Source organism: Streptomyces sp. NPDC086989, assembly GCF_044745505.1.
GTDB lineage: Bacteria > Actinomycetota > Actinomycetes > Streptomycetales > Streptomycetaceae > Streptomyces.
Map to the genome: position 1 here is coordinate 367,917 of NZ_JBIVAL010000006.1, position 17,794 is coordinate 385,710.

The 17,794-nt window shown below is 72.4% G+C and carries 18 protein-coding genes; 8 read left to right on the forward strand and 10 right to left on the reverse strand.

Features of this window, described 5'->3' with window-relative positions:
• Window positions 1-12: 12 nt before the first annotated feature.
• Window positions 13-357, reverse strand: coding sequence for a hypothetical protein (locus tag ACIPK4_RS17275; RefSeq protein WP_402313429.1), 345 nt, complete (start codon window positions 355-357; stop codon window positions 13-15).
• 54 nt (window positions 358-411) lie between these two features.
• Between ACIPK4_RS17275 and ACIPK4_RS17280 the strand changes: the two genes are divergently transcribed.
• Window positions 412-1,116, forward strand: a complete 705-nt coding sequence (locus ACIPK4_RS17280; RefSeq protein ID WP_082410188.1) for a uridine kinase — start codon at window positions 412-414, stop codon at window positions 1,114-1,116.
• 120 nt (window positions 1,117-1,236) lie between these two features.
• Here ACIPK4_RS17280 and ACIPK4_RS17285 read toward each other — a convergent pair whose 3' ends face one another.
• The gene (locus ACIPK4_RS17285; protein WP_402313431.1) at window positions 1,237-1,941 is read right to left on the reverse strand and encodes a SigE family RNA polymerase sigma factor; all 705 of its coding nucleotides are present in this window, start codon (window positions 1,939-1,941) and stop codon (window positions 1,237-1,239) included.
• A 182-nt stretch (window positions 1,942-2,123) separates the two neighbouring features.
• Between ACIPK4_RS17285 and afsQ1 the strand changes: the two genes are divergently transcribed.
• The 3 genes from afsQ1 to ACIPK4_RS17300 are packed head-to-tail and all read left to right on the forward strand — an operon-like array spanning window position 2,124 to window position 4,880.
• Window positions 2,124-2,801: a two-component system response regulator AfsQ1 gene (gene afsQ1 / locus ACIPK4_RS17290; RefSeq protein ID WP_180291024.1), complete on the forward strand. Its 678-nt coding sequence runs from the start codon at window positions 2,124-2,126 to the stop codon at window positions 2,799-2,801.
• A gap of 53 nt (window positions 2,802-2,854) precedes the next feature.
• Window positions 2,855-4,285 carry an ATP-binding protein gene (locus ACIPK4_RS17295; RefSeq protein ID WP_402313675.1) on the forward strand — a complete coding sequence of 477 codons (1,431 nt, stop codon included), beginning with the start codon at window positions 2,855-2,857 and terminating at the stop codon, window positions 4,283-4,285.
• Window positions 4,269-4,880, forward strand: coding sequence for a hypothetical protein (locus ACIPK4_RS17300; RefSeq protein ID WP_376201008.1), 612 nt, complete (start codon window positions 4,269-4,271; stop codon window positions 4,878-4,880). Before ACIPK4_RS17295 ends, ACIPK4_RS17300 begins: the two co-directional genes overlap by 17 nt.
• Before the next feature lie 294 nt (window positions 4,881-5,174).
• Here ACIPK4_RS17300 and ACIPK4_RS17305 read toward each other — a convergent pair whose 3' ends face one another.
• The 3 genes from ACIPK4_RS17305 to ACIPK4_RS17315 all read right to left on the reverse strand — a co-directional run bounded on the left by ACIPK4_RS17305 (window position 5,175) and on the right by ACIPK4_RS17315 (window position 8,244).
• Window positions 5,175-6,827 (reverse strand): phospho-sugar mutase, encoded by a 1,653-nt coding sequence (locus ACIPK4_RS17305; protein WP_402313434.1) that lies wholly within the window; start codon window positions 6,825-6,827, stop codon window positions 5,175-5,177.
• Window positions 6,828-6,872: 45 nt separating this feature from the next.
• On the reverse strand, window positions 6,873-7,679 hold the full coding sequence (locus ACIPK4_RS17310; protein ID WP_053786321.1) for a purine-nucleoside phosphorylase: 807 nt from the start codon (window positions 7,677-7,679) through the stop codon (window positions 6,873-6,875).
• A gap of 127 nt (window positions 7,680-7,806) precedes the next feature.
• Window positions 7,807-8,244 carry a gamma-glutamylcyclotransferase gene (locus tag ACIPK4_RS17315; RefSeq protein ID WP_053786320.1) on the reverse strand — a complete coding sequence of 146 codons (438 nt, stop codon included), beginning with the start codon at window positions 8,242-8,244 and terminating at the stop codon, window positions 7,807-7,809.
• A gap of 187 nt (window positions 8,245-8,431) precedes the next feature.
• On the opposite strand from ACIPK4_RS17315, the gene ACIPK4_RS17320 reads away from it, so the two are divergent.
• Both ACIPK4_RS17320 and ACIPK4_RS17325 read left to right on the forward strand, forming a co-directional pair.
• Window positions 8,432-9,871, forward strand: a complete 1,440-nt coding sequence (locus ACIPK4_RS17320; protein ID WP_402313436.1) for an NAD(P)H-quinone dehydrogenase — start codon at window positions 8,432-8,434, stop codon at window positions 9,869-9,871.
• A 211-nt stretch (window positions 9,872-10,082) separates the two neighbouring features.
• Window positions 10,083-10,997, forward strand: a complete 915-nt coding sequence (locus ACIPK4_RS17325) for a DeoR/GlpR family DNA-binding transcription regulator (RefSeq protein ID WP_054221238.1) — start codon at window positions 10,083-10,085, stop codon at window positions 10,995-10,997.
• A gap of 277 nt (window positions 10,998-11,274) precedes the next feature.
• Here ACIPK4_RS17325 and ACIPK4_RS17330 read toward each other — a convergent pair whose 3' ends face one another.
• On the reverse strand, window positions 11,275-13,038 hold the full coding sequence (locus ACIPK4_RS17330) for an acetyl/propionyl/methylcrotonyl-CoA carboxylase subunit alpha (RefSeq protein WP_376201004.1): 1,764 nt from the start codon (window positions 13,036-13,038) through the stop codon (window positions 11,275-11,277).
• Between the two features lie 387 nt (window positions 13,039-13,425).
• On the opposite strand from ACIPK4_RS17330, the gene ACIPK4_RS17335 reads away from it, so the two are divergent.
• On the forward strand, window positions 13,426-13,962 hold the full coding sequence (locus ACIPK4_RS17335) for a hypothetical protein (RefSeq protein WP_402313439.1): 537 nt from the start codon (window positions 13,426-13,428) through the stop codon (window positions 13,960-13,962).
• On the opposite strand, the gene ACIPK4_RS17340 is transcribed toward ACIPK4_RS17335, so the two are convergent.
• The 4 genes from ACIPK4_RS17340 to ACIPK4_RS17355 form a co-directional block, all read right to left on the reverse strand.
• Window positions 13,943-14,557, reverse strand: a complete 615-nt coding sequence (locus ACIPK4_RS17340; protein ID WP_376201001.1) for a nucleoside triphosphate pyrophosphatase — start codon at window positions 14,555-14,557, stop codon at window positions 13,943-13,945. The two genes, ACIPK4_RS17335 and ACIPK4_RS17340, sit on opposite strands and share 20 nt — an antisense overlap.
• 102 nt (window positions 14,558-14,659) lie before the next feature.
• Window positions 14,660-14,791: a morphogenic membrane protein MmpB gene (mmpB, locus tag ACIPK4_RS17345; RefSeq protein WP_376200998.1), complete on the reverse strand. Its 132-nt coding sequence runs from the start codon at window positions 14,789-14,791 to the stop codon at window positions 14,660-14,662.
• Window positions 14,792-14,883: 92 nt separating this feature from the next.
• Window positions 14,884-15,093, reverse strand: a complete 210-nt coding sequence (locus ACIPK4_RS17350; protein WP_054221241.1) for an acyl-CoA carboxylase epsilon subunit — start codon at window positions 15,091-15,093, stop codon at window positions 14,884-14,886.
• Between the two features lie 12 nt (window positions 15,094-15,105).
• Window positions 15,106-16,701 (reverse strand): acyl-CoA carboxylase subunit beta, encoded by a 1,596-nt coding sequence (locus ACIPK4_RS17355; RefSeq protein ID WP_054221242.1) that lies wholly within the window; start codon window positions 16,699-16,701, stop codon window positions 15,106-15,108.
• 131 nt (window positions 16,702-16,832) lie between these two features.
• Between ACIPK4_RS17355 and ACIPK4_RS17360 the strand changes: the two genes are divergently transcribed.
• Complete coding sequence (locus tag ACIPK4_RS17360; RefSeq protein WP_402313441.1) at window positions 16,833-17,741, forward strand: biotin--[acetyl-CoA-carboxylase] ligase; 909 nt, start codon at window positions 16,833-16,835, stop codon at window positions 17,739-17,741.
• Window positions 17,742-17,794: the final 53 nt, after the last annotated feature.

The following is a 17,794-nucleotide window of genomic DNA, read 5'->3' on the forward strand; positions in this document are numbered from 1 at the left end:
TTCCCCGCCCCGCTACCTCGGCAGCAGCGGCCCGAGCAGCGAGGACGCCGCCGCGTCGGGCAGCTCCCCGACGGACGGGCCCTGCGTCAGGATCCCCGTGACCATGGTGGTCCCGACCGCCGGGAAGTCCGCGACCCTGGTGGCCACGCCGTTGTCGAGCGGGTCCACGCCGGTGTGGGCCAGCGGATTCACCTTGAGGTTCGCGATCGGGTCGGTGACACCGGCGAGGGCCGCCGGAACGGAGAGCTCACCGGCCTGGGCGCCGCCCGCGGCCATGGCCAGGGCCGCACCGGCCATGGAGAGCGTGATGCCTGCGGAGCGCAGCGTGGAGCTGCCGGGGGCTGCGTGACGTGCCATGGGGTTCCCGCCTGAGGTCGTAGTCGCGTGCGCACGCAGCGTAGTTGAGGTGTGATCCTGGATACCAACCGGCCACCGGAGGCATCCCCTGCGCGGGGGAATGGTTCACACTGGTGTCCCGTGAGCTCCTCCTCTCCTCTGCCTACGCGTGTCGTCCTGTTGACCGGGCCCTCGGGTTCCGGGAAGTCCCGGCTGGCCGCCCGTTCCGGGCTGCCGGTGCTGCGCCTGGACGACTTCTACAAGGAGGCCGACGACCCGTCGCTCCCCCTGGTCGAAGGCAGTTCCGACATCGACTGGGACTCCCCGCTGTCCTGGGACGCGGACGCGGCGGTCGCCGCCATCGTGGAACTCTGCGCGGCGGGCCGTACCGAGGTGCCGGTGTACTCCATCGCCTCGTCCTCCCGTACGGGTACGGAGACGCTGGACATCGCGCGCACCCCGCTGTTCATCGCCGAGGGCATCTTCGCGGCCGACATCGTGGCCCGGTGCCAGGAGGCGGGACTGCTCGCGGACGCCATCTGCCTGCGCGGGCGCCCTTCGACGACGTTCCGGCGACGGCTCGCCCGCGACCTGCGCGAGGGCCGCAAGTCGCTGCCGTTCCTGCTGCGCAGGGGCTGGCGGCTGATGCGGGCGGAGCGCGGCATCGTGGCCCGGCACACCGCCCTCGGCGCGCACGCCTGCGCCCGTGACGAGGCCCTCGGCCGCCTGGCCGCCTGCGCGGCCGGCCGCCACCGGACCGCGGCCCCGGCCCGGACATGAGGAAAGGCGGGACCCCGCGGACCCCCGGCCGCTTGATCCCGCCTTCCCGTCCCCCCCATCGGCCTCCCGTCCCACCCCCGTAGGACGGGCCCCCTGGCCCATGGTCTGTGGTGTGCCGCGCTACGCGACGAGCTCCTCGAAGGACTCCGACTCGTCGCGGCCGAAGCTCAGCACCTCGTCGTCCCGCAGCCGCCGCAGCGACCGCCAGATGCTCGACTTCACGGTGCCGACGCTGATCCCCAGGATCTCGGCGATCTCCGGGTCCGTGCGGCCCTCGTAGTAGCGCAGCACCAGCATCGTGCGCTGCGGCTCCGGGATGCGGGCCAGCGCCTGCCACAGCACCGCGCGCAGTTCCGTGCCCCGCATCGCGTCCGTGTCGGAGGCCGTCTCCGGCAGCTCCTCCGTCGGGTACTCGTTCAGCTTCCGCCGGCGCCACGCGCTGATGTGCAGGTTCGTCATCGTGCGCCGCAGGTAGCCGCCGACGGCCGCCTTGTCGCTGATGCGGTCCCAGGCGCGGTACGTGGAGAACAGGGCGCTCTGGAGCAGGTCCTCGGCCTCGTAACGGTCACCGGTCAGGTGGAAGGCCGTCGCGTACAGGGCGGCCCGCCGCTCCCGGACGTACGCCGTGAACTCGGCCTCCGAGGTGGCGGACAGCTCGGGAACGGGCTGCGCCGGAACGGAGGACCGGTACGTGTTCGCGTCGATGGCCACCGTGTGCGCCGGCCGCGGACGGGCGACCGTCGCCGAGCGGACACCTGCCCGGCGGTTCACATCGTGCAGCCGCGTGACAACCGCGCTGGTGCTGGTGCTGTGCAGCGTGTTCATCTCGCGCCCCCCGTCGTGGAGTCTGTCTGCTTCGGATCCCGCTCTGTTGCGTTGGTAGAAGACTGCCCGGCCGACTTAACCGGGGTGTCCGCCGACTGTCACAGGCCTGTCACAGCGGCCCCCGTGCGATCCCTGCGACCCGACGGTCGAACTCCCGACGGTCGATGGGACAGAATGAGCCCGTGCCTTTCCTGTTGCTGATCGAGGACGACGACGCCATCCGCACGGCCCTCGAACTCTCCCTGTCCCGCCAGGGCCACCGTGTGGCCACTGCGGCGACGGGCGAGGACGGCCTGAAACTGCTGCGCGAGCAGCGGCCGGACCTGATCGTGCTGGACGTCATGCTGCCCGGGATCGACGGCTTCGAGGTGTGCCGGCGGATCCGCCGCACCGACCAGCTGCCGATCATCCTGCTGACCGCCCGCAGCGACGACATCGATGTCGTCGTCGGCCTGGAGTCGGGCGCCGACGACTACGTCGTCAAGCCCGTCCAGGGCCGCGTGCTCGACGCCCGCATCCGGGCCGTCCTGCGCCGCGGGGAGCGGGAGGCCAGCGACTCGGCGGTCTTCGGGTCCCTGGTCATCGACCGGGCCGCGATGACGGTCACGAAGAACGGCGAGGACCTCCAGCTGACGCCGACCGAACTGCGGCTGCTGCTGGAACTCAGCCGCCGGCCCGGGCAGGCCCTGTCCCGCCAGCAGTTGCTGCGGCTGGTCTGGGAGCACGACTACCTCGGCGACTCCCGGCTCGTGGACGCCTGCGTACAGCGGCTGCGCGCCAAGGTCGAGGAGGTACCGTCCTCGCCCACCCTCATCCGCACCGTGCGGGGTGTCGGCTACCGGCTGGACTCGCCACAGTGATCAGAGCCCTGTTCGCGGGCCGGCGCTGGACCAGCCTGCGGCTGCGGCTCCTCATGGTGTTCTCGCTGGTCGCGCTGGTCGCCGCCGTCTCCGCCTCCGGCATCGCGTACTGGCTCAACCGCGAGGCCGTCCTCACCCGTACCCAGGACGCGGCGCTCGGCGACTTCCGCCAGGAGATGCAGAACCGGGCCGCGGCGCTGCCCGCCGACCCGACGCCCGAGGAGATGCAGCGCACCGCCGAGCTGATGGCGGGCAGCAGCCCCGGCTACAGCGTGCTGCTGGTCGACGAGCGCAAGGACGGCCGCAAGGTGTTCGGCGCGGCCGGTCCCGACTCCTTCGGCCTGGACGACGTACCGGGCTCGCTCCAGCGCGCGGTGAACGACCGGCAGAAGGCCACGGCCGCCAACGACTCCGAGTACCACATGTACTGGCAGCGCACGAAGCCGCGCGGCAACCCGTACCTGGTCGGCGGGACGCGGATCGTGGGCGGCGGGCCGACCGGCTACATGTACAAGTCCCTGGCGCAGGAGCGCGACGACCTGAACGCGCTCGGCTGGTCGCTGACCATCGCCACGGGCCTCGCGCTGCTCGGGTCGGCGCTGCTGGCGCAGGCGGCGGCCCGGACGGTGCTCAAGCCCGTGCAGCGGCTGGGGGACGCGGCGCGGCGCCTGGGCGAGGGCGAGCTGGACCACCGGCTCGACGTGTCGGGGACCGACGAACTCGCCGACCTGTCGCACACGTTCAACAAGACGGCGGAAGCGCTGGAGAAGAAGGTCGCCGACATGAGCGCCCGCGAGGAGGCCAGCCGGCGCTTCGTCGCGGACATGTCGCACGAACTGCGCACGCCGCTGACGGCGCTGACGGCGGTCGCCGAGGTGCTGGAGGAGGAGGTCGAGGACCTCGATCCGATGATCGCACCGGCGGTCGGCCTGGTGGTCAGCGAGACGCGGCGGCTGAACATCCTGGTCGAGAACCTGATGGAGGTCACCCGCTTCGACGCGGGGACGGCGCGCCTGGTGCTGGACGACGTGGACGTCGCCGACCAGGTGACGGCGTGCATCGACGCGCGGGCCTGGCTCGACGCGGTCGAACTGGACGCCGAGCGGGGCATCGTGGCGCGCCTCGACCCGCGCCGGCTCGACGTCATCCTCGCCAACCTGATCGGCAACGCGCTCAAGCACGGCGGCTCGCCGGTGCGGGTGTCGGTGGTCGTCGAGGACGACTGGCTGTCGATCGCGGTCCAGGACAACGGGCCGGGCATCCCGGAGGAAGTGCTGCCGCACGTCTTCGACCGGTTCTACAAGGCGAGCGCGTCGCGTCCGAAGTCGGACGGCAGCGGGCTCGGCCTGTCGATCGCGGTGGAGAACGCGCACATCCACGGCGGTGACATCACCGCGGCCAACGGGCCCGGGGGCGGCGCGCTGTTCACGCTGAGGCTGCCGGTGGACGTGGGGAAGGTGATTGCCGGTGACGCGGACGCGTAGGGCGCTGGTGCTGCTGGCCGTGGCGGGCCTGGTGTCCGGGTGCGGGATCAGGGCGACGACGGTCCCGGTGGACGTCGGTGCGGCGCCGTCACGGGTGTCGTGCGACACGCCGGTGCCGCAGACCGGGGTGCAGGGGTTCCGCGCCACGGTGGAACTGGTGTGCGGATCGCAGCTGGTCGGTGTGGAGCGGGTGGTGCCGGTACCGGAGAAGAAGCCGGTGAAGGATCCCGTGGTGCTGGTCGCCGAGGCACTGCTGGAGGCGCTGGAACGGAACCCGTCGGAGGAGGAGCGCGACGCGGGCTTCACCACCGGTGTCCCGGAAGGGCTGACGGTCGCCCCGGCGCGGACGAACGACCCCGCGGGGACGATACGCATCAGCCGCAAGCCGGAGGACCTGTCGCCGGTCGCGCTGGCGCAGGTGGTGTGCACGCTGGCGGGCAGCGAGGCCGTGTCGGCGGGGCCGGGCCCGGTGGTCCTGGGCGGGCCGGACGCGGACCCGCCGCGGGAGTGGGAGTGCACGGAGGCGGTCCGCAGCCGCCCCGAATCGGTGCCCACCCTCGGAGAACTGGTCCGCCCCTCGCCGTCCCCTTCCTGACGCCCCGCCCGCCCGACCCGTCCCAGGCGGCCCGCCTCTCCTCCCCGCGGCCGCCGGACCTTCGGCCGGAGGGAACCCGCCGTGCGCGCCGCCCGGCCTCGGCAGGGCGTCGCCCGCCGCCTGAGGCAGCGGCCGCGGGAACGGCAGCGGCCCCCCGGGAGGATCCCGGGGGGCCGAAGTGGCCCCGGCCCCCGCCGGACGGGACGGGGGTCGGGGCGTGGTGCGCTGCACCCGACGGACGGCGTCGGCGCAGCGGCGTGGAGCCGGGGCCCTGGGGCCCCGGCGCGGAGTGGATCAGATGCCGGCGGCTGCGGAGAGGTCCTTCTTGATCGCGTCCAGGATCTCCTGGCCACGGGCCCGGGCCGGGACGAGGTCCGGGGCGTCGGCCACCGGCACCACGACCTCCAGGTAGCACTTCAGCTTCGGCTCCGTCCCCGAGGGCCGCACGATCACCCGGGCCTTGTAGTCGCCCTCCAGGTGGTAGCGCAGGCCGTCCGTGGGCGGCAGCGTCGCCGTGCCCTGCGTCAGGTCCTCCGCCGAGGAGACCCGCAGGCCCGCCAGCGACACCGGCGGGTGGGCGCGCAGCGCGGCCATCGCGTCGGCGATGACCGACAGGTCCGACACGCGGACCGACAGCTGGTCCGTGTGGTGCAGGCCGTGCTCGATCGCCAGGTCGTCCAGCAGGTCGGTCAGCGTGCGGCCCTGCTCCTTGAGCTCCGAGGCCAGCTCCGCGACGAGCAGGGCGGCGGTGACGCCGTCCTTGTCCCGGACGCCCTCGGGGTCCACGCAGTAGCCGAGCGCCTCCTCGTAGCCGTAGCGCAGGCCCTCGACGCGGGCGATCCACTTGAAGCCCGTGAGGGTCTCCTCGTAGCCGACGCCCGCCGCCTCCGCGATCCGGCCCAGGAGGGACGAGGACACGATGGACTCGGCGAAGACGCCGGTCGCGCCCTTGTGGACCAGGTGGGCCGCCAGCAGCGCGCCGACCTCGTCGCCGCGGAGCATGCGCCAGCCGTCGAGGGTGGGGACGGCGACCGCGCAGCGGTCCGCGTCCGGGTCGTTCGCGATCACGATGTCCGGGTTGACCTCCGCCGCCTTCGCGAAGGACAGGTCCATCGCGCCCGGCTCCTCCGGGTTGGGGAAGGCCACCGTCGGGAACGCCGGGTCCGGCTCGGCCTGCTCGGCGACGAGCACCGGCGCCGGGAAGCCGTGCCGGGCGAAGGCCGCCAGCACGACGTCCTTGCCGACGCCGTGCATGGCCGTGTAGACGGTCCGCACGCCCCGGGGCGATCCGGGGGTCAGGACGGCGTCGGTACGGGCCAGGTAGGCCTCCAGAACCTCGTCGCCGAGGTCCTCCCAGCCGGATTCCGGGCGGGGGACCGAGGCGAGGGTGTCCACGCGCCCGATCTCCGCCGCGATCTCCGTGTCCGCGGGGGACACGATCTGCGAGCCGTCGCCGAGGTAGACCTTGTAGCCGTTGTCCCGGGGCGGGTTGTGGCTCGCGGTCACCTCGACGCCGGCGACGGCACCCAGGTGCCGTATGGCGTACGCGAGGACGGGGGTCGGCAGCGGGCGGGGCAGGACGGCCGCGCGCAGGCCCGCGCCGGTCATCACGGCGGCGGTGTCACGGGCGAAGTCCGCGGACTTGTACCGGGCGTCGTAGCCGATGACGACCAGGCCGCCGGCGTGGCCCTGGGCCTTCAGATAGGCCGCGAGGCCCGCCGCGGCACGGATGACCACCGAGCGGTTCATCCGCATCGGGCCCGCGCCGATCTCGCCGCGCAGCCCGGCCGTGCCGAACTGGAGGGTGCCGGAGAACCGGTCCGCCAGCTCCGCGGTGTCCCCGGCGTCGATGAGCTCCCCGAGCTCGGCCGCCGTCTCCGGGTCGGGGTCCTCGGCCAGCCAGGCCCGGGCCCGGGTGATCAGGTCGTCCTGTCCCTGTTGCTGCACTACTTCCGCCTTGTCTCTCGTGGCTCTCGTACGGCGCCCGGTGCCTCAGATGCGGGCGAGGACCTGGGTCAGCAGCTTGCCCATGCGCGCGGCCGAGTCACGGCCGGCCTGGAGCACCTCTTCGTGGTTCAGCGGCTCGCCGGACAGGCCCGCCGCCAGGTTGGTGACCAGGGAGATGCCGAGCACCTCGGCGCCGGCCTCGCGGGCGGCGATGGCCTCCAGCACGGTGGACATGCCGACCAGGTCGGCGCCCATGACGCGGATCATGTTGATCTCGGCCGGGGTCTCGTAGTGCGGGCCGGGGAACTGGACGTAGACGCCCTCTTCGAGGGTCTCGTCGATCTCCTTGCACATCGCGCGCAGGCGCGGCGAGTAGAGGTCGGTCAGGTCCACGAAGTTCGCGCCGACGATCGGCGAGGCGGCCGTCAGGTTGAGGTGGTCGCTGATCAGGACGGGCTGGCCGGGCTTCATGCCCTCGCGCAGGCCGCCGCAGCCGTTGGTCAGGACGACGGTCTTGCAGCCGGCGGCGACGGCGGTGCGCACTCCGTGGGCGACGGCGGCGACGCCGCGGCCCTCGTAGTAGTGGGTCCGGCCGAGGAAGAGCAGCGCACGCTTGTCGCCGATCTTGTACGAGCGGATCTTGCCGCCGTGGCCCTCGACCGCGGGCGGCGGGAAGCCGGGCAGCTCGGTGACGGGGAACTCGGCCTCGGGGGCGCCCAGCGCCTCTGCGGCGGGGGCCCAGCCGGAGCCCATGACGAGGGCGACATCGTGGGTTTCGGCGCCGGTCAGCTCACGCAGGCGGGCGGCTGCGGCGGTGGCGTCGGCGAAGGGGTCGGTAACAGATGCGTTCACGCAGACGAGCGTAGCCGCTGATTGCCTACGCGCGTAGATGGCGCAGCTCACGGTGTTCGGATCGTTGCCTTGTCGTTTCCGCCGAATCGTCCGTGACGTCTCGAACGCCGGACCCGCCCGACAGACCTCAGCAGGGGCGCTTGCGCAGTTCCATCACGTAGTCGTGCGGGGCGCCCGCCGATTCGGCCGCGTCGGCGATCTCACCGAGGTAGCGCGCCGAGGGCAGCCCGCCCTCGTAGCCGTTCAGCACGTAGCACCACGCCGCCTCCTCGCCGTCCAGCGTGTGGACGCGGATCCGCATCCGGCGGTAGATGTCGAGCCCGACGCCCTCCCACCGGTCCATGGAGTCCTCGTCCAGCGGTGCGATGTCGTACAGGGCGACGAAGACCTGGTGGCGGGGGGCCTCGACGATCGTGGCGAGGGCGCCCTCCCACCCCATCTGCTCACCGCCGAAGGTCAGCCGCCAGTCGTTGATCCAGCCCGTGCCGCGCAGCGGCGAATGCGGAGCGCGGCGCGTCATCAGCCGCGGGTCGAGGTTGCCGGCGTACGCGGCGTAGAGCGACATGGGGTCGAGGGTACGGGAGGGGCGGGTCGGGCCGCGTGCCCGGCCGTACCGCACGGATGGCCGGTCCGGGGGAGAAGCACCTTGAAGCGTGCGGGACAATGGGGCACGGAATGCATCCCCCGGGGAGAACCCCCGGAAGCCCCGGCCGGGGCGGCAGCCGGCCGGGTAGACGTGAGGCGGAGTTTTCGTGACCCGGATCGTGATCATCGGCGGCGGACCAGGTGGGTATGAGGCGGCCCTCGTGGGGGCCCAGCTCGGCGCGGAGGTGACCGTCGTCGACTGCGACGGCCTGGGCGGCGCGTCGGTGCTGACCGACTGCGTGCCCTCCAAGACCCTCATCGCGACCGCCGAGGTCATGACGACCTTCGACTCGTCGTACGAGGAGCTGGGCATCGTCGTGGCCGACGACACCCCGCCCCTGGAGCAGGCGGCGCGCGTCGTCGGCGTGGACCTCGGCAAGGTGAACCGGCGCGTCAAGCGCCTCGCGCTCGCCCAGTCGCACGACATCACCGCCTCCGTCACCCGGGCCGGCGCCCGCGTCGTACGGGGCCGCGGCAAGCTCGGCGGCCCGCAGGGCATCGACGGCACGCGCGACGTCATCGTCACCGCGGCCGACGGCACCGAGACGATCCTGACGGCCGACGCCGTGCTGATCGCGACCGGCGGCCACCCCCGCGAGATCCCCGACGCGATGCCCGACGGCGAGCGCATCCTGAACTGGACCCAGGTCTACGACCTGGACGAGCTCCCCGAGGAGCTCATCGTGGTCGGCTCGGGCGTCACCGGCGCCGAGTTCGCCGGCGCGTACCAGGCCCTCGGCTCCCGCGTGACCCTGGTCTCCTCCCGCGACCGCGTGCTGCCCGGCGAGGACCCGGACGCCGCCGCCGTCCTGGAGGACGTCTTCCGCCGCCGCGGCATGAACGTCATCGGCCGCTCGCGCGCCGAGTCCGCCAAGCGTGTCGGCGACCGCGTCGAGGTCACCCTCTCCGACGGCCGGGTCATCAGCGGCACGCACTGCCTGATGGCGGTCGGCGCGATCCCGAACACCAAGAACATGAACCTGGAGGAGTCCGGGGTCCGCCTCAAGGACTCCGGGCACATCTGGACCGACAAGGTCTCCCGTACGTCCGCTCCCGGCGTGTACGCGGCGGGAGACGTGACCGGCATCTTCGCGCTGGCCTCCGTCGCCGCCATGCAGGGCCGTATCGCGATGTACCACTTCCTCGGCGACGCGGTGGCCCCGCTGAACCTCAAGACGGTCTCGTCGAACGTGTTCACCGACCCCGAGATCGCCACCGTCGGTTACACGCAGGCCGACGTGGACGCCGGCAAGATCGACGCCCGTGTCGTGAAGCTGCCGCTGCTGCGCAACCCGCGCGCCAAGATGCAGGGCATCCGGGACGGTTTCGTGAAGATGTTCTGCCGTCCCGGCACCGGGATCGTCGTGGGCGGCGTGGTCGTGTCGCCGCGCGCCAGCGAGCTGATCCACCCCATCTCGATCGCCGTCGACAACAATCTGACGGTCGAGCAGATCGCAAACGCGTTCACGGTGTACCCCTCGCTGTCGGGTTCGATCGCCGAGGTGGCGCGCCAGCTGCACACGCGGAAGGCCGCCGGCGAGGCGTAGCCGAGGCAACCGCCCCACGTCACAAGGGGACTTGGGGCGGTCCGTCGGAGCGTGGAGTGACGTTCACTCAGCCGCCCCGCCGCGTATACCACTCGTCACCCGGTTTTACGGACAACTTCGGTATTCCGGCGCAAGGAGCTGAAACAAGACGGTCGTTGGGGTTACTGTCAGTTTCGTGTTCGCTGCAGAACGTCGCCAATTGATTCTCGAAATGGTGCGGGCCAACGGAGCGGTATCGCTCCGGGAGCTCGCCCGCGTCGTCCAGACCTCCGAAGTGACCGTACGGCGGGACGTGCGGGCGCTGGAGGCAGAAGGACTCCTCGACCGCCGACACGGCGGTGCGGTTTTGCCGGGCGGTTTCACGCGGGAGTCCGGGTTTCCGCAAAAGTCCCATCTCGCGACGGCGGAAAAGACCGCCATTGCCGATGTTGCGGCCGGCCTCGTGGAAGAGGGCGAGGCCGTCGTCGTCGGCGCGGGCACCACGACCCAGGAGCTGGCCCGCCGGCTCGCCCGGGTGCCCGGACTGACCGTCGTCACCAACTCGCTGCTGGTCGCGCAGGCCCTGGCCCACGCGAACCGGGTGGAGGTGGTCATGACCGGCGGGACCCTGCGGGGGTCCAACTACGCGCTGGTCGGCAGCGGTGCCGAGCAGTCCCTCCAGGGGCTGCGGGTGTCGCGGGCCTTCCTCTCCGGGAGCGGCCTGACCGCCGAGCGCGGACTGTCCACGTCCAACATGCTCAGCGCGAGCGTGGACCGGGCGCTGGTGCAGGCCGCCGCGGAGGTGGTGGTCCTGGCCGACCACACGAAGCTCGGCACCGACACCATGTTCCAGACGGTGCCGACGGACGTGATGACCCGACTGGTCACGGACGAGCCGCCGCCGCACGACGACCGGGCGGCGACGGAGCTCCAGGCGCTCGCCGACCAGGGAGTGCAGATCACCGTGGCCGGAGCCGTGGCCTCCGGCGGCGAGGGAATGGTCGGACGCCGCCCGCGCCGGGAATCCCCCCTCCCGGTCCAGCGCCGCGGCGGGCCCTCGGCCCAGCTGCGCAGCGCGCCCGCCTCCATGCTGGAGCAGCAGGCCGCGGGCGACCGGCCCCGCGTCGCCGACATGCGGCGCCGCTGACCGACGGCCGCTGACCGACGGCCGCGGGTCGGCGTCTGCCGGCCGTCGGCCGCGGGTCGCTGCTTTCGCGCCGCAGCCGTGGGCCGCTGCAGTCTCGCCGTGGGCCGCTGCAGGCCGCTGCGGGTTCGCCGCCGGCTGTGCGGCGCCGCCCGGTGGTCGTCGGCCGTGGGTCGGTGGCTGCTCGAAGGCGGCCGTCGGCTGCGGGGCGCGGGGGTTCCCCGGGAACGCCGGAGGCCCGGCACCCCTCGGGGTGCCGGGCCTCACGGGGTCGAGGACGTCAGTCCTTGATCTCGCAGATGGTGGCCCCGGAGGTGAGGCTCGCGCCCACCTCGGCGGTGAGGCCGACGATCGTGCCGGAGCGGTGCGCGTTCAGCGGCTGCTCCATCTTCATGGCCTCCAGGACGACGATCAGGTCGCCCTCGTTGACCTGCTGGCCCTCCTCGACGGCGACCTTGACGATCGTGCCCTGCATCGGGGACGCGAGGGTGTCGCCGGAAGCCGCCGGACCGGACTTCTTCGCCGCCCGGCGCTTGGGCTTGGCGCCGCCCGCGGCGGCCGTGCGGGCCAGGGTCATGCCCAGCGAGGACGGCAGCGAGACCTCCAGGCGCTTGCCGCCGACCTCGACGACCACCGTCTCGCGGCCCGGCTCGTCGTCGGCGTCCTCGGCCGCGGGAGCGGTGAACGCCGGGATCTCGTTGACGAACTCGGTCTCGATCCAGCGGGTGAAGACCGTGAACGGGCTGCCGTCCGCCGGGGCGAAGGCGGGGTCCGTGACGACCGCGCGGTGGAACGGGATGGCCGTGGCCATGCCCTCCACCTCGAACTCGGCCAGCGCACGCGCGGCGCGCTGCAGGGCCTGCTCGCGGGTGGCGCCCGTGACGATCAGCTTGGCGAGCAGCGAGTCCCAGGCCGGGCCGATGACCGAGCCGGACTCGACGCCGGTGTCGAGGCGGACGCCCGGACCCGACGGCGGGGCGAACTTGGTGACGGTGCCCGGGGCCGGCAGGAAGCCGCGGCCCGGGTCCTCGCCGTTGATGCGGAACTCGAACGAGTGACCGCGCAGCACCGGGTCGCCGTAGCCGAGCTCCTCGCCGTCGGCGATGCGGAACATCTCGCGCACGAGGTCGATGCCGGAGACCTCCTCGGTGACCGGGTGCTCGACCTGCAGGCGGGTGTTGACCTCCAGGAAGGAGATCAGGCCGTCGGCGGAGACCAGGAACTCGACCGTGCCGGCGCCGACGTAGCCGGCCTCCTTCAGGATCGCCTTCGAGGCGGCGTACAGCTCGGCGTTCTGCGCCTCGGACAGGAACGGCGCGGGAGCCTCCTCCACCAGCTTCTGGTGGCGGCGCTGCAGCGAGCAGTCACGGGTCGAGACGACGACCACGTTGCCGTGGGAGTCGGCCAGGCACTGGGTCTCGACGTGCCGCGGCTTGTCGAGGTAGCGCTCGACGAAGCACTCGCCGCGGCCGAACGCGGCGACGGCCTCACGGACGGCCGATTCGTAGAGCTCCGGCACCTCTTCGAGGGTGCGGGCGACCTTCAGGCCGCGACCGCCACCGCCGAAGGCGGCCTTGATCGCGATGGGCAGGCCGTGCTCCTTGGCGAACTCGACGACCTCGTCGGCACCGGAAACCGGGTCCGGGGTGCCGGCCACGAGCGGGGCGCCGGCGCGCTGGGCGATGTGCCGGGCGGCGACCTTGTCGCCGAGGTCGCGGATGGCCTGCGGGGGCGGGCCGATCCAGGTCAGGCCCGCGTCGATGACGGCCTGCGCGAAGTCGGCGTTCTCGGAGAGGAAGCCGTATCCGGGATGGATGGCGTCCGCGCCGGAATCGGCTGCGGCCTGCAGGACCTTGGAGATGTCCAGGTAGCTGGCGGCCGGGGTGTCACCGCCCAACGCGAAAGCTTCGTCGGCCGCGCGGACGTGCAGAGCGTCCCGGTCCGGATCGGCGTAGACGGCTACGCTTGCGATTCCGGCATCCCGGCAGGCCCGAGCAACGCGGACAGCGATTTCGCCACGGTTGGCGATGAGCACCTTGCGCACGATGGCTCCCTCCTTGAAACAAGCTGAGTTTAGGGACAGCCCACACGGCGTTTCGACCCTTCCCTAGAGGTGACCTTGCCCACACGGAGTGTGATTCGAGTCTGCCTCAAGCGAGGAAATCCCTTGTGGCGCCCCAGGTCAGGGGGATCCCCAACTGCACAGTAACCCCGTCACGCATCCGAGGTCTCTGTTCGGCGGGTCAGCGGGCCCCTGTGATTCTTTGTTGAGTCCCTACGAACGGCCCACACATTCTTTGCGTGATCCCCGGGCGGGGCCCGTTGCATAACGAAGCGGCCCGGCCCCCTTGTCCGTACGTTTACCCGTTAGTAGCCTCCAGGGCGTCGAACAGGCTTGTGGCCGGGGAGCGGTGGGAGGGGTGGGTTCGCCGTGGGCGTCGTGCTGCGCAGACTCGTGGCCGGGCTGGCCGCGATCGTGCTCGTCGCCGAGGCGGCGGTCCTCGTTCTGGTCCACCTGGTCCTGGGCCGCACCACCCGCAACCAGTCGATGTCGATCGCGGGCATGGATCCGGATGTCATGTCCACGGCAACGTATGTGATGGGGGCGGGCATCGGCGCGTTCCTGCTCCTGTGCGCCGTGCTCCTCGCCGTGGTCTGCGTACGGGACCGGGCCCCGGGAACCCTCGCGCGCGTCGTGCTCGTCACCGCCGCCGTCACCCACGGGCTGCTCGGCGCCGTCGCCGCCGGCCTGGTCGGCTGGGGCGCCTTCGCCGTGACGATGGTGATCCTGTGCCTGCTCGTCCTGACCCTGACGCTCTACGCGGCCCAGGACGAGGGCACAGCGGCCCCGGGGGTCACCGCAGCCCCCGGAGCCCCGGGAGGCCCTGGGGGAGCCCCGGCGGGCGCCCCGGGCGTCCAGGACGCCCCGCTCCCGCCGCACGGGGAGCTCAAGCCCACAAATCCGTGATGGCCACGCCCAATTCGGCCAGCAGGGAGCGCAGCAGCGGCAGCGACAGTCCGATCACGTTGCCGGGGTCGCCGTCGATGCCCTCGATGAACGGCGCCGACAGCCCGTCCAGGGTGAAGGCCCCGGCCACGTGCAGCGGCTCGCCGCTGGCCACGTACGCGGCCACCTCGGCGTCCGACGGCTCGCCGAACCGGACCGTCGTGGACGCCGTGGCCGAAACGCGCCGGCCGGTCGCCGTGTCGATCACGCAGTGCCCGGTGCGCAGTACGCCCGCCCGCCCGCGCATCGACTTCCAGCGCGCGGTGGCCTCCTCGGCGTCCGCCGGCTTGCCGAGCGCCTCGCCGTCCAGCTCCAGCACCGAGTCGCAGCCGATCACCAGCGCGCCCGCGGCCTCGTCCAGGGCCGCCACGACGTCCGCCTTGGCCTCGGCCAGCGCCAGCGCCAGCTCGGCCGGGGTGTCGGCGCTGAGCGCGTCCTCGTCGAAGTGACTGACGATCACGTGCGGGGCCAGGCCCGCCTGTCGCAGGAGGTTGAGCCGGGCGGGTGAGGCGGAGGCCAGGACGAGGGCGTGGGCAGCAGCAGTCATGCCCGACATCGTAGGGGCGCTCCGAACGCCCGCGCCCGGGGGAGGCCCGCGGCACAGAAGCCCGCGCCCGGGGGAGGCCCGCGCCCTGGAAGTCCGAGCCAGGCCCGCGCCCTAGAAGCCCACGCCCAGCACGTACACGACGACCAGCATCGCGAGGACGACCACCACGGTCATCCGCCGCACCATCGCCTGCACGTCCCGCATGTCCTGGGGCGGCTCGTCCTTCGGGTCTGACCAGAGCATGCACCGATCCTGGCCCCGCAGACCGGTGTGGCGCCTGAGTACGGGTACTCAGGCGCCACGGTCCGTTCACGCCATCTTCACGACCGGAAGGACTAGCCCGGCCAGTACGTACGGGCCCACGCGCGCGGCCCCGGCTGCGGCAGCGTCCGCCGCGCCACCCGGGCCGGAGCCGACCACGCGTCCGCCACCCGCGGTGCGCCCGGCGGTGCCGATGCCAGCGCCGCCGCGCGCGCTTGGACCACCGCCAGTGCGGCGGCCAGCTCCTCCGGCGTCGGATTCCCCTTGACGACCTTGATCACCACAGGACTGACCTCCTACAGGGGGATGTTGCCGTGCTTCTTCGGGGGCAGCGACTCGCGCTTGGTGCGCAGCTGGCGCAGCCCCTTGACCACGTGCGCCCGGGTCTCCGACGGCATGGTCACCGCGTCGATGTACCCCCGCTCGGCGGCCGTGTACGGGTTCAGCAGCGTGTCCTCGTACTCGGCGATGAGCCGGGCCCGGGTCTCCTCGGCGGTGCCCGCCTCCTCCGCCTCCGCGATGGCGCGGCGGTGCAGGATGTTGACCGCGCCCTGAGCGCCCATGACGGCGATCTGGGCGGTCGGCCAGGCCAGGTTCAGGTCCGCGCCGAGGTGCTTGGAGCCCATGACGTCGTACGCGCCGCCGAAGGCCTTGCGGGTGATGACGGTGATCAGGGGGACGGTGGCCTCGGCGTACGCGTAGATGAGCTTGGCGCCGCGCCGGATGATTCCGTTGTACTCCTGGTCGGTGCCCGGGAGGAAGCCCGGGACGTCGACGAACGTCAGCACCGGGATGTTGAAGGCGTCGCAGGTCCGCACGAAGCGGGCGGCCTTCTCGGAGGCGTCGATGTCCAGGCAGCCGGCGAACTGCATCGGCTGGTTGGCGACGATGCCCACCGGGTGCCCCTCGACGCGGCCGAAGCCGGTGAGGATGTTCGGCGCGAACAGCGACTGCGTCTCCAGGAACTCCGCGTCGTCGAGCACGTGCTCGATCACGGTGTGCATGTCGTACGGCTGGTTCGCGCTGTCCGGGATCAGGACGTCGAGCTCGCGGTCGGAGTCGGAGACCTCGGTGTCCGCCTCCTCCGGGAAGGCGGGCGGCTCGGACAGGTTGTTCGACGGCAGGTACGCCAGCAGGGACTTGACGTACTCGATGGCGTCCTTCTCGTCCCCGGCCATGTGGTGGGCCACGCCCGAGGTGGCGTTGTGGGTGCGGGCGCCGCCCAGCTCCTCGAAGCCCACGTCCTCGCCGGTGACCGTCTTGATGACGTCCGGGCCGGTGATGAACATGTGCGAGGTCTGGTCGACCATCACGGTGAAGTCGGTGATGGCGGGGGAGTACACGGCGCCGCCGGCGCAGGGCCCGACGATCAGGCTGATCTGCGGGATGACGCCCGACGCGTGCACGTTGCGGCGGAAGATCTCGCCGTACATGCCGAGCGCGCTGACGCCCTCCTGGATGCGGGCGCCGCCGGAGTCGTTGATGCCGACGAGCGGGCAGCCGGTCTTCAGCGCGAAGTCCATGACCTTCATGATCTTCTGGCCGTAGACCTCGCCGAGGGCTCCGCCGAAGACGGTGAAGTCCTGCGAGAACACCGCCACCGGACGGCCGTCCACCGTGCCGTAACCGGTGACGACGCCGTCGCCGTACGGCCGGGTCCTCTCCAGCCCGAAAGCGGTCGACCGGTGCCGGGCGAACTCGTCGAGCTCGACGAAGGACCCCTCGTCCAGCAGGAGCGCGACCCGCTCACGCGCCGTCAGCTTCCCCTTGGCGTGCTGCTTCTCCACCGCGCGCGCGGACCCGGCGTGAGTGGCTTCGTCGATCCGGCGCTGCAGGTCCGCGATCTTGCCCGCGGTCGTGTGCATGTCGATCGGCTCTGAGGGTTGTGACATCGGGGTCGCGGCTCCCTGTGTGGTGTCAACTGCCTGGTCAATTGATTGACTACTGCTGGCTACTGGTGCGTAGCGTATCGGCGGGCATGGCGCTCGGCAGTGCGGCGTTTGACACACCTACTGTGGGTTGCATGACGCCATCAGATGCATCAGGAGGAGCTCCGTCCGGAGCCGGGGACAGCCGCTGGTCGAGCCTTGAGCGGCCGCCGTTGAACGCCGCCGCACTGGAGCGGGCCCTCGTCGTCGACGGGGGGCTGTGGTCCTCCGTCGAGGTGGTCGCCGCCACCGGGTCCACCAACATCGATCTCGCGGCCCGCGCCGCGCAGCTGCCCGAGGGGGCCGTGCTCGTCGCCGAGGAGCAGACCGCCGGGCGCGGCCGGCTCGACCGGAGCTGGGTCGCGCCGGCCCGGTCCGGACTGTTCTTCTCCGTCCTGCTCAAGCCGGGCGACGGCGTGCCGCAGGAGCGGTGGGGCTGGCTGACCCTGCTCGCCGGCGTGGCCGCCGTGACCGGGCTGTCCCGGGCCGCCGGCGTGGACACCTCCCTCAAGTGGCCCAACGACCTGCTGATCACCGTGGACGGGGAGGAGCGCAAGACCGGCGGCATCCTCGCCGAGCGGGTCCCCGGGGGTCCCTCCGGGGCCGGAGGCCCTGGGGGAGGCGTCGTCATCGGCATCGGGCTCAACGTCACCCTGACCGAGGACGAGCTGCCGGTGCCGGAGGCCGGGTCCCTGCTCCTGGCCAAGGCCGCCGTCACGGACCGGGAGCCCCTGCTGAAGGCCGTACTGCGCTCCCTGGAGCGCTGGTACGGGGACTGGCGGGCGGCCGGCGGCGATCCCGCCGCCAGCGGCCTCCAGGAGGCGTACGCGGCGAACTGCGTCACCCTCGGCCGGCACGTACGGGCCGACCTGCCCGGCGGCCGCACACTCACCGGTACGGCCGAAGCGGTCGACGCGGACGGACGGCTGGTCGTCCGCAGCGCCGAGGACCGGCACGAGGCCGTGGGCGCCGGGGACGTCGTCCATCTGAGGTCGGTGCGCTAGCACGGCCGCGGCTGCGGGGAGTGGGGAGTGAGCTACGGCACACCTGCCGTATG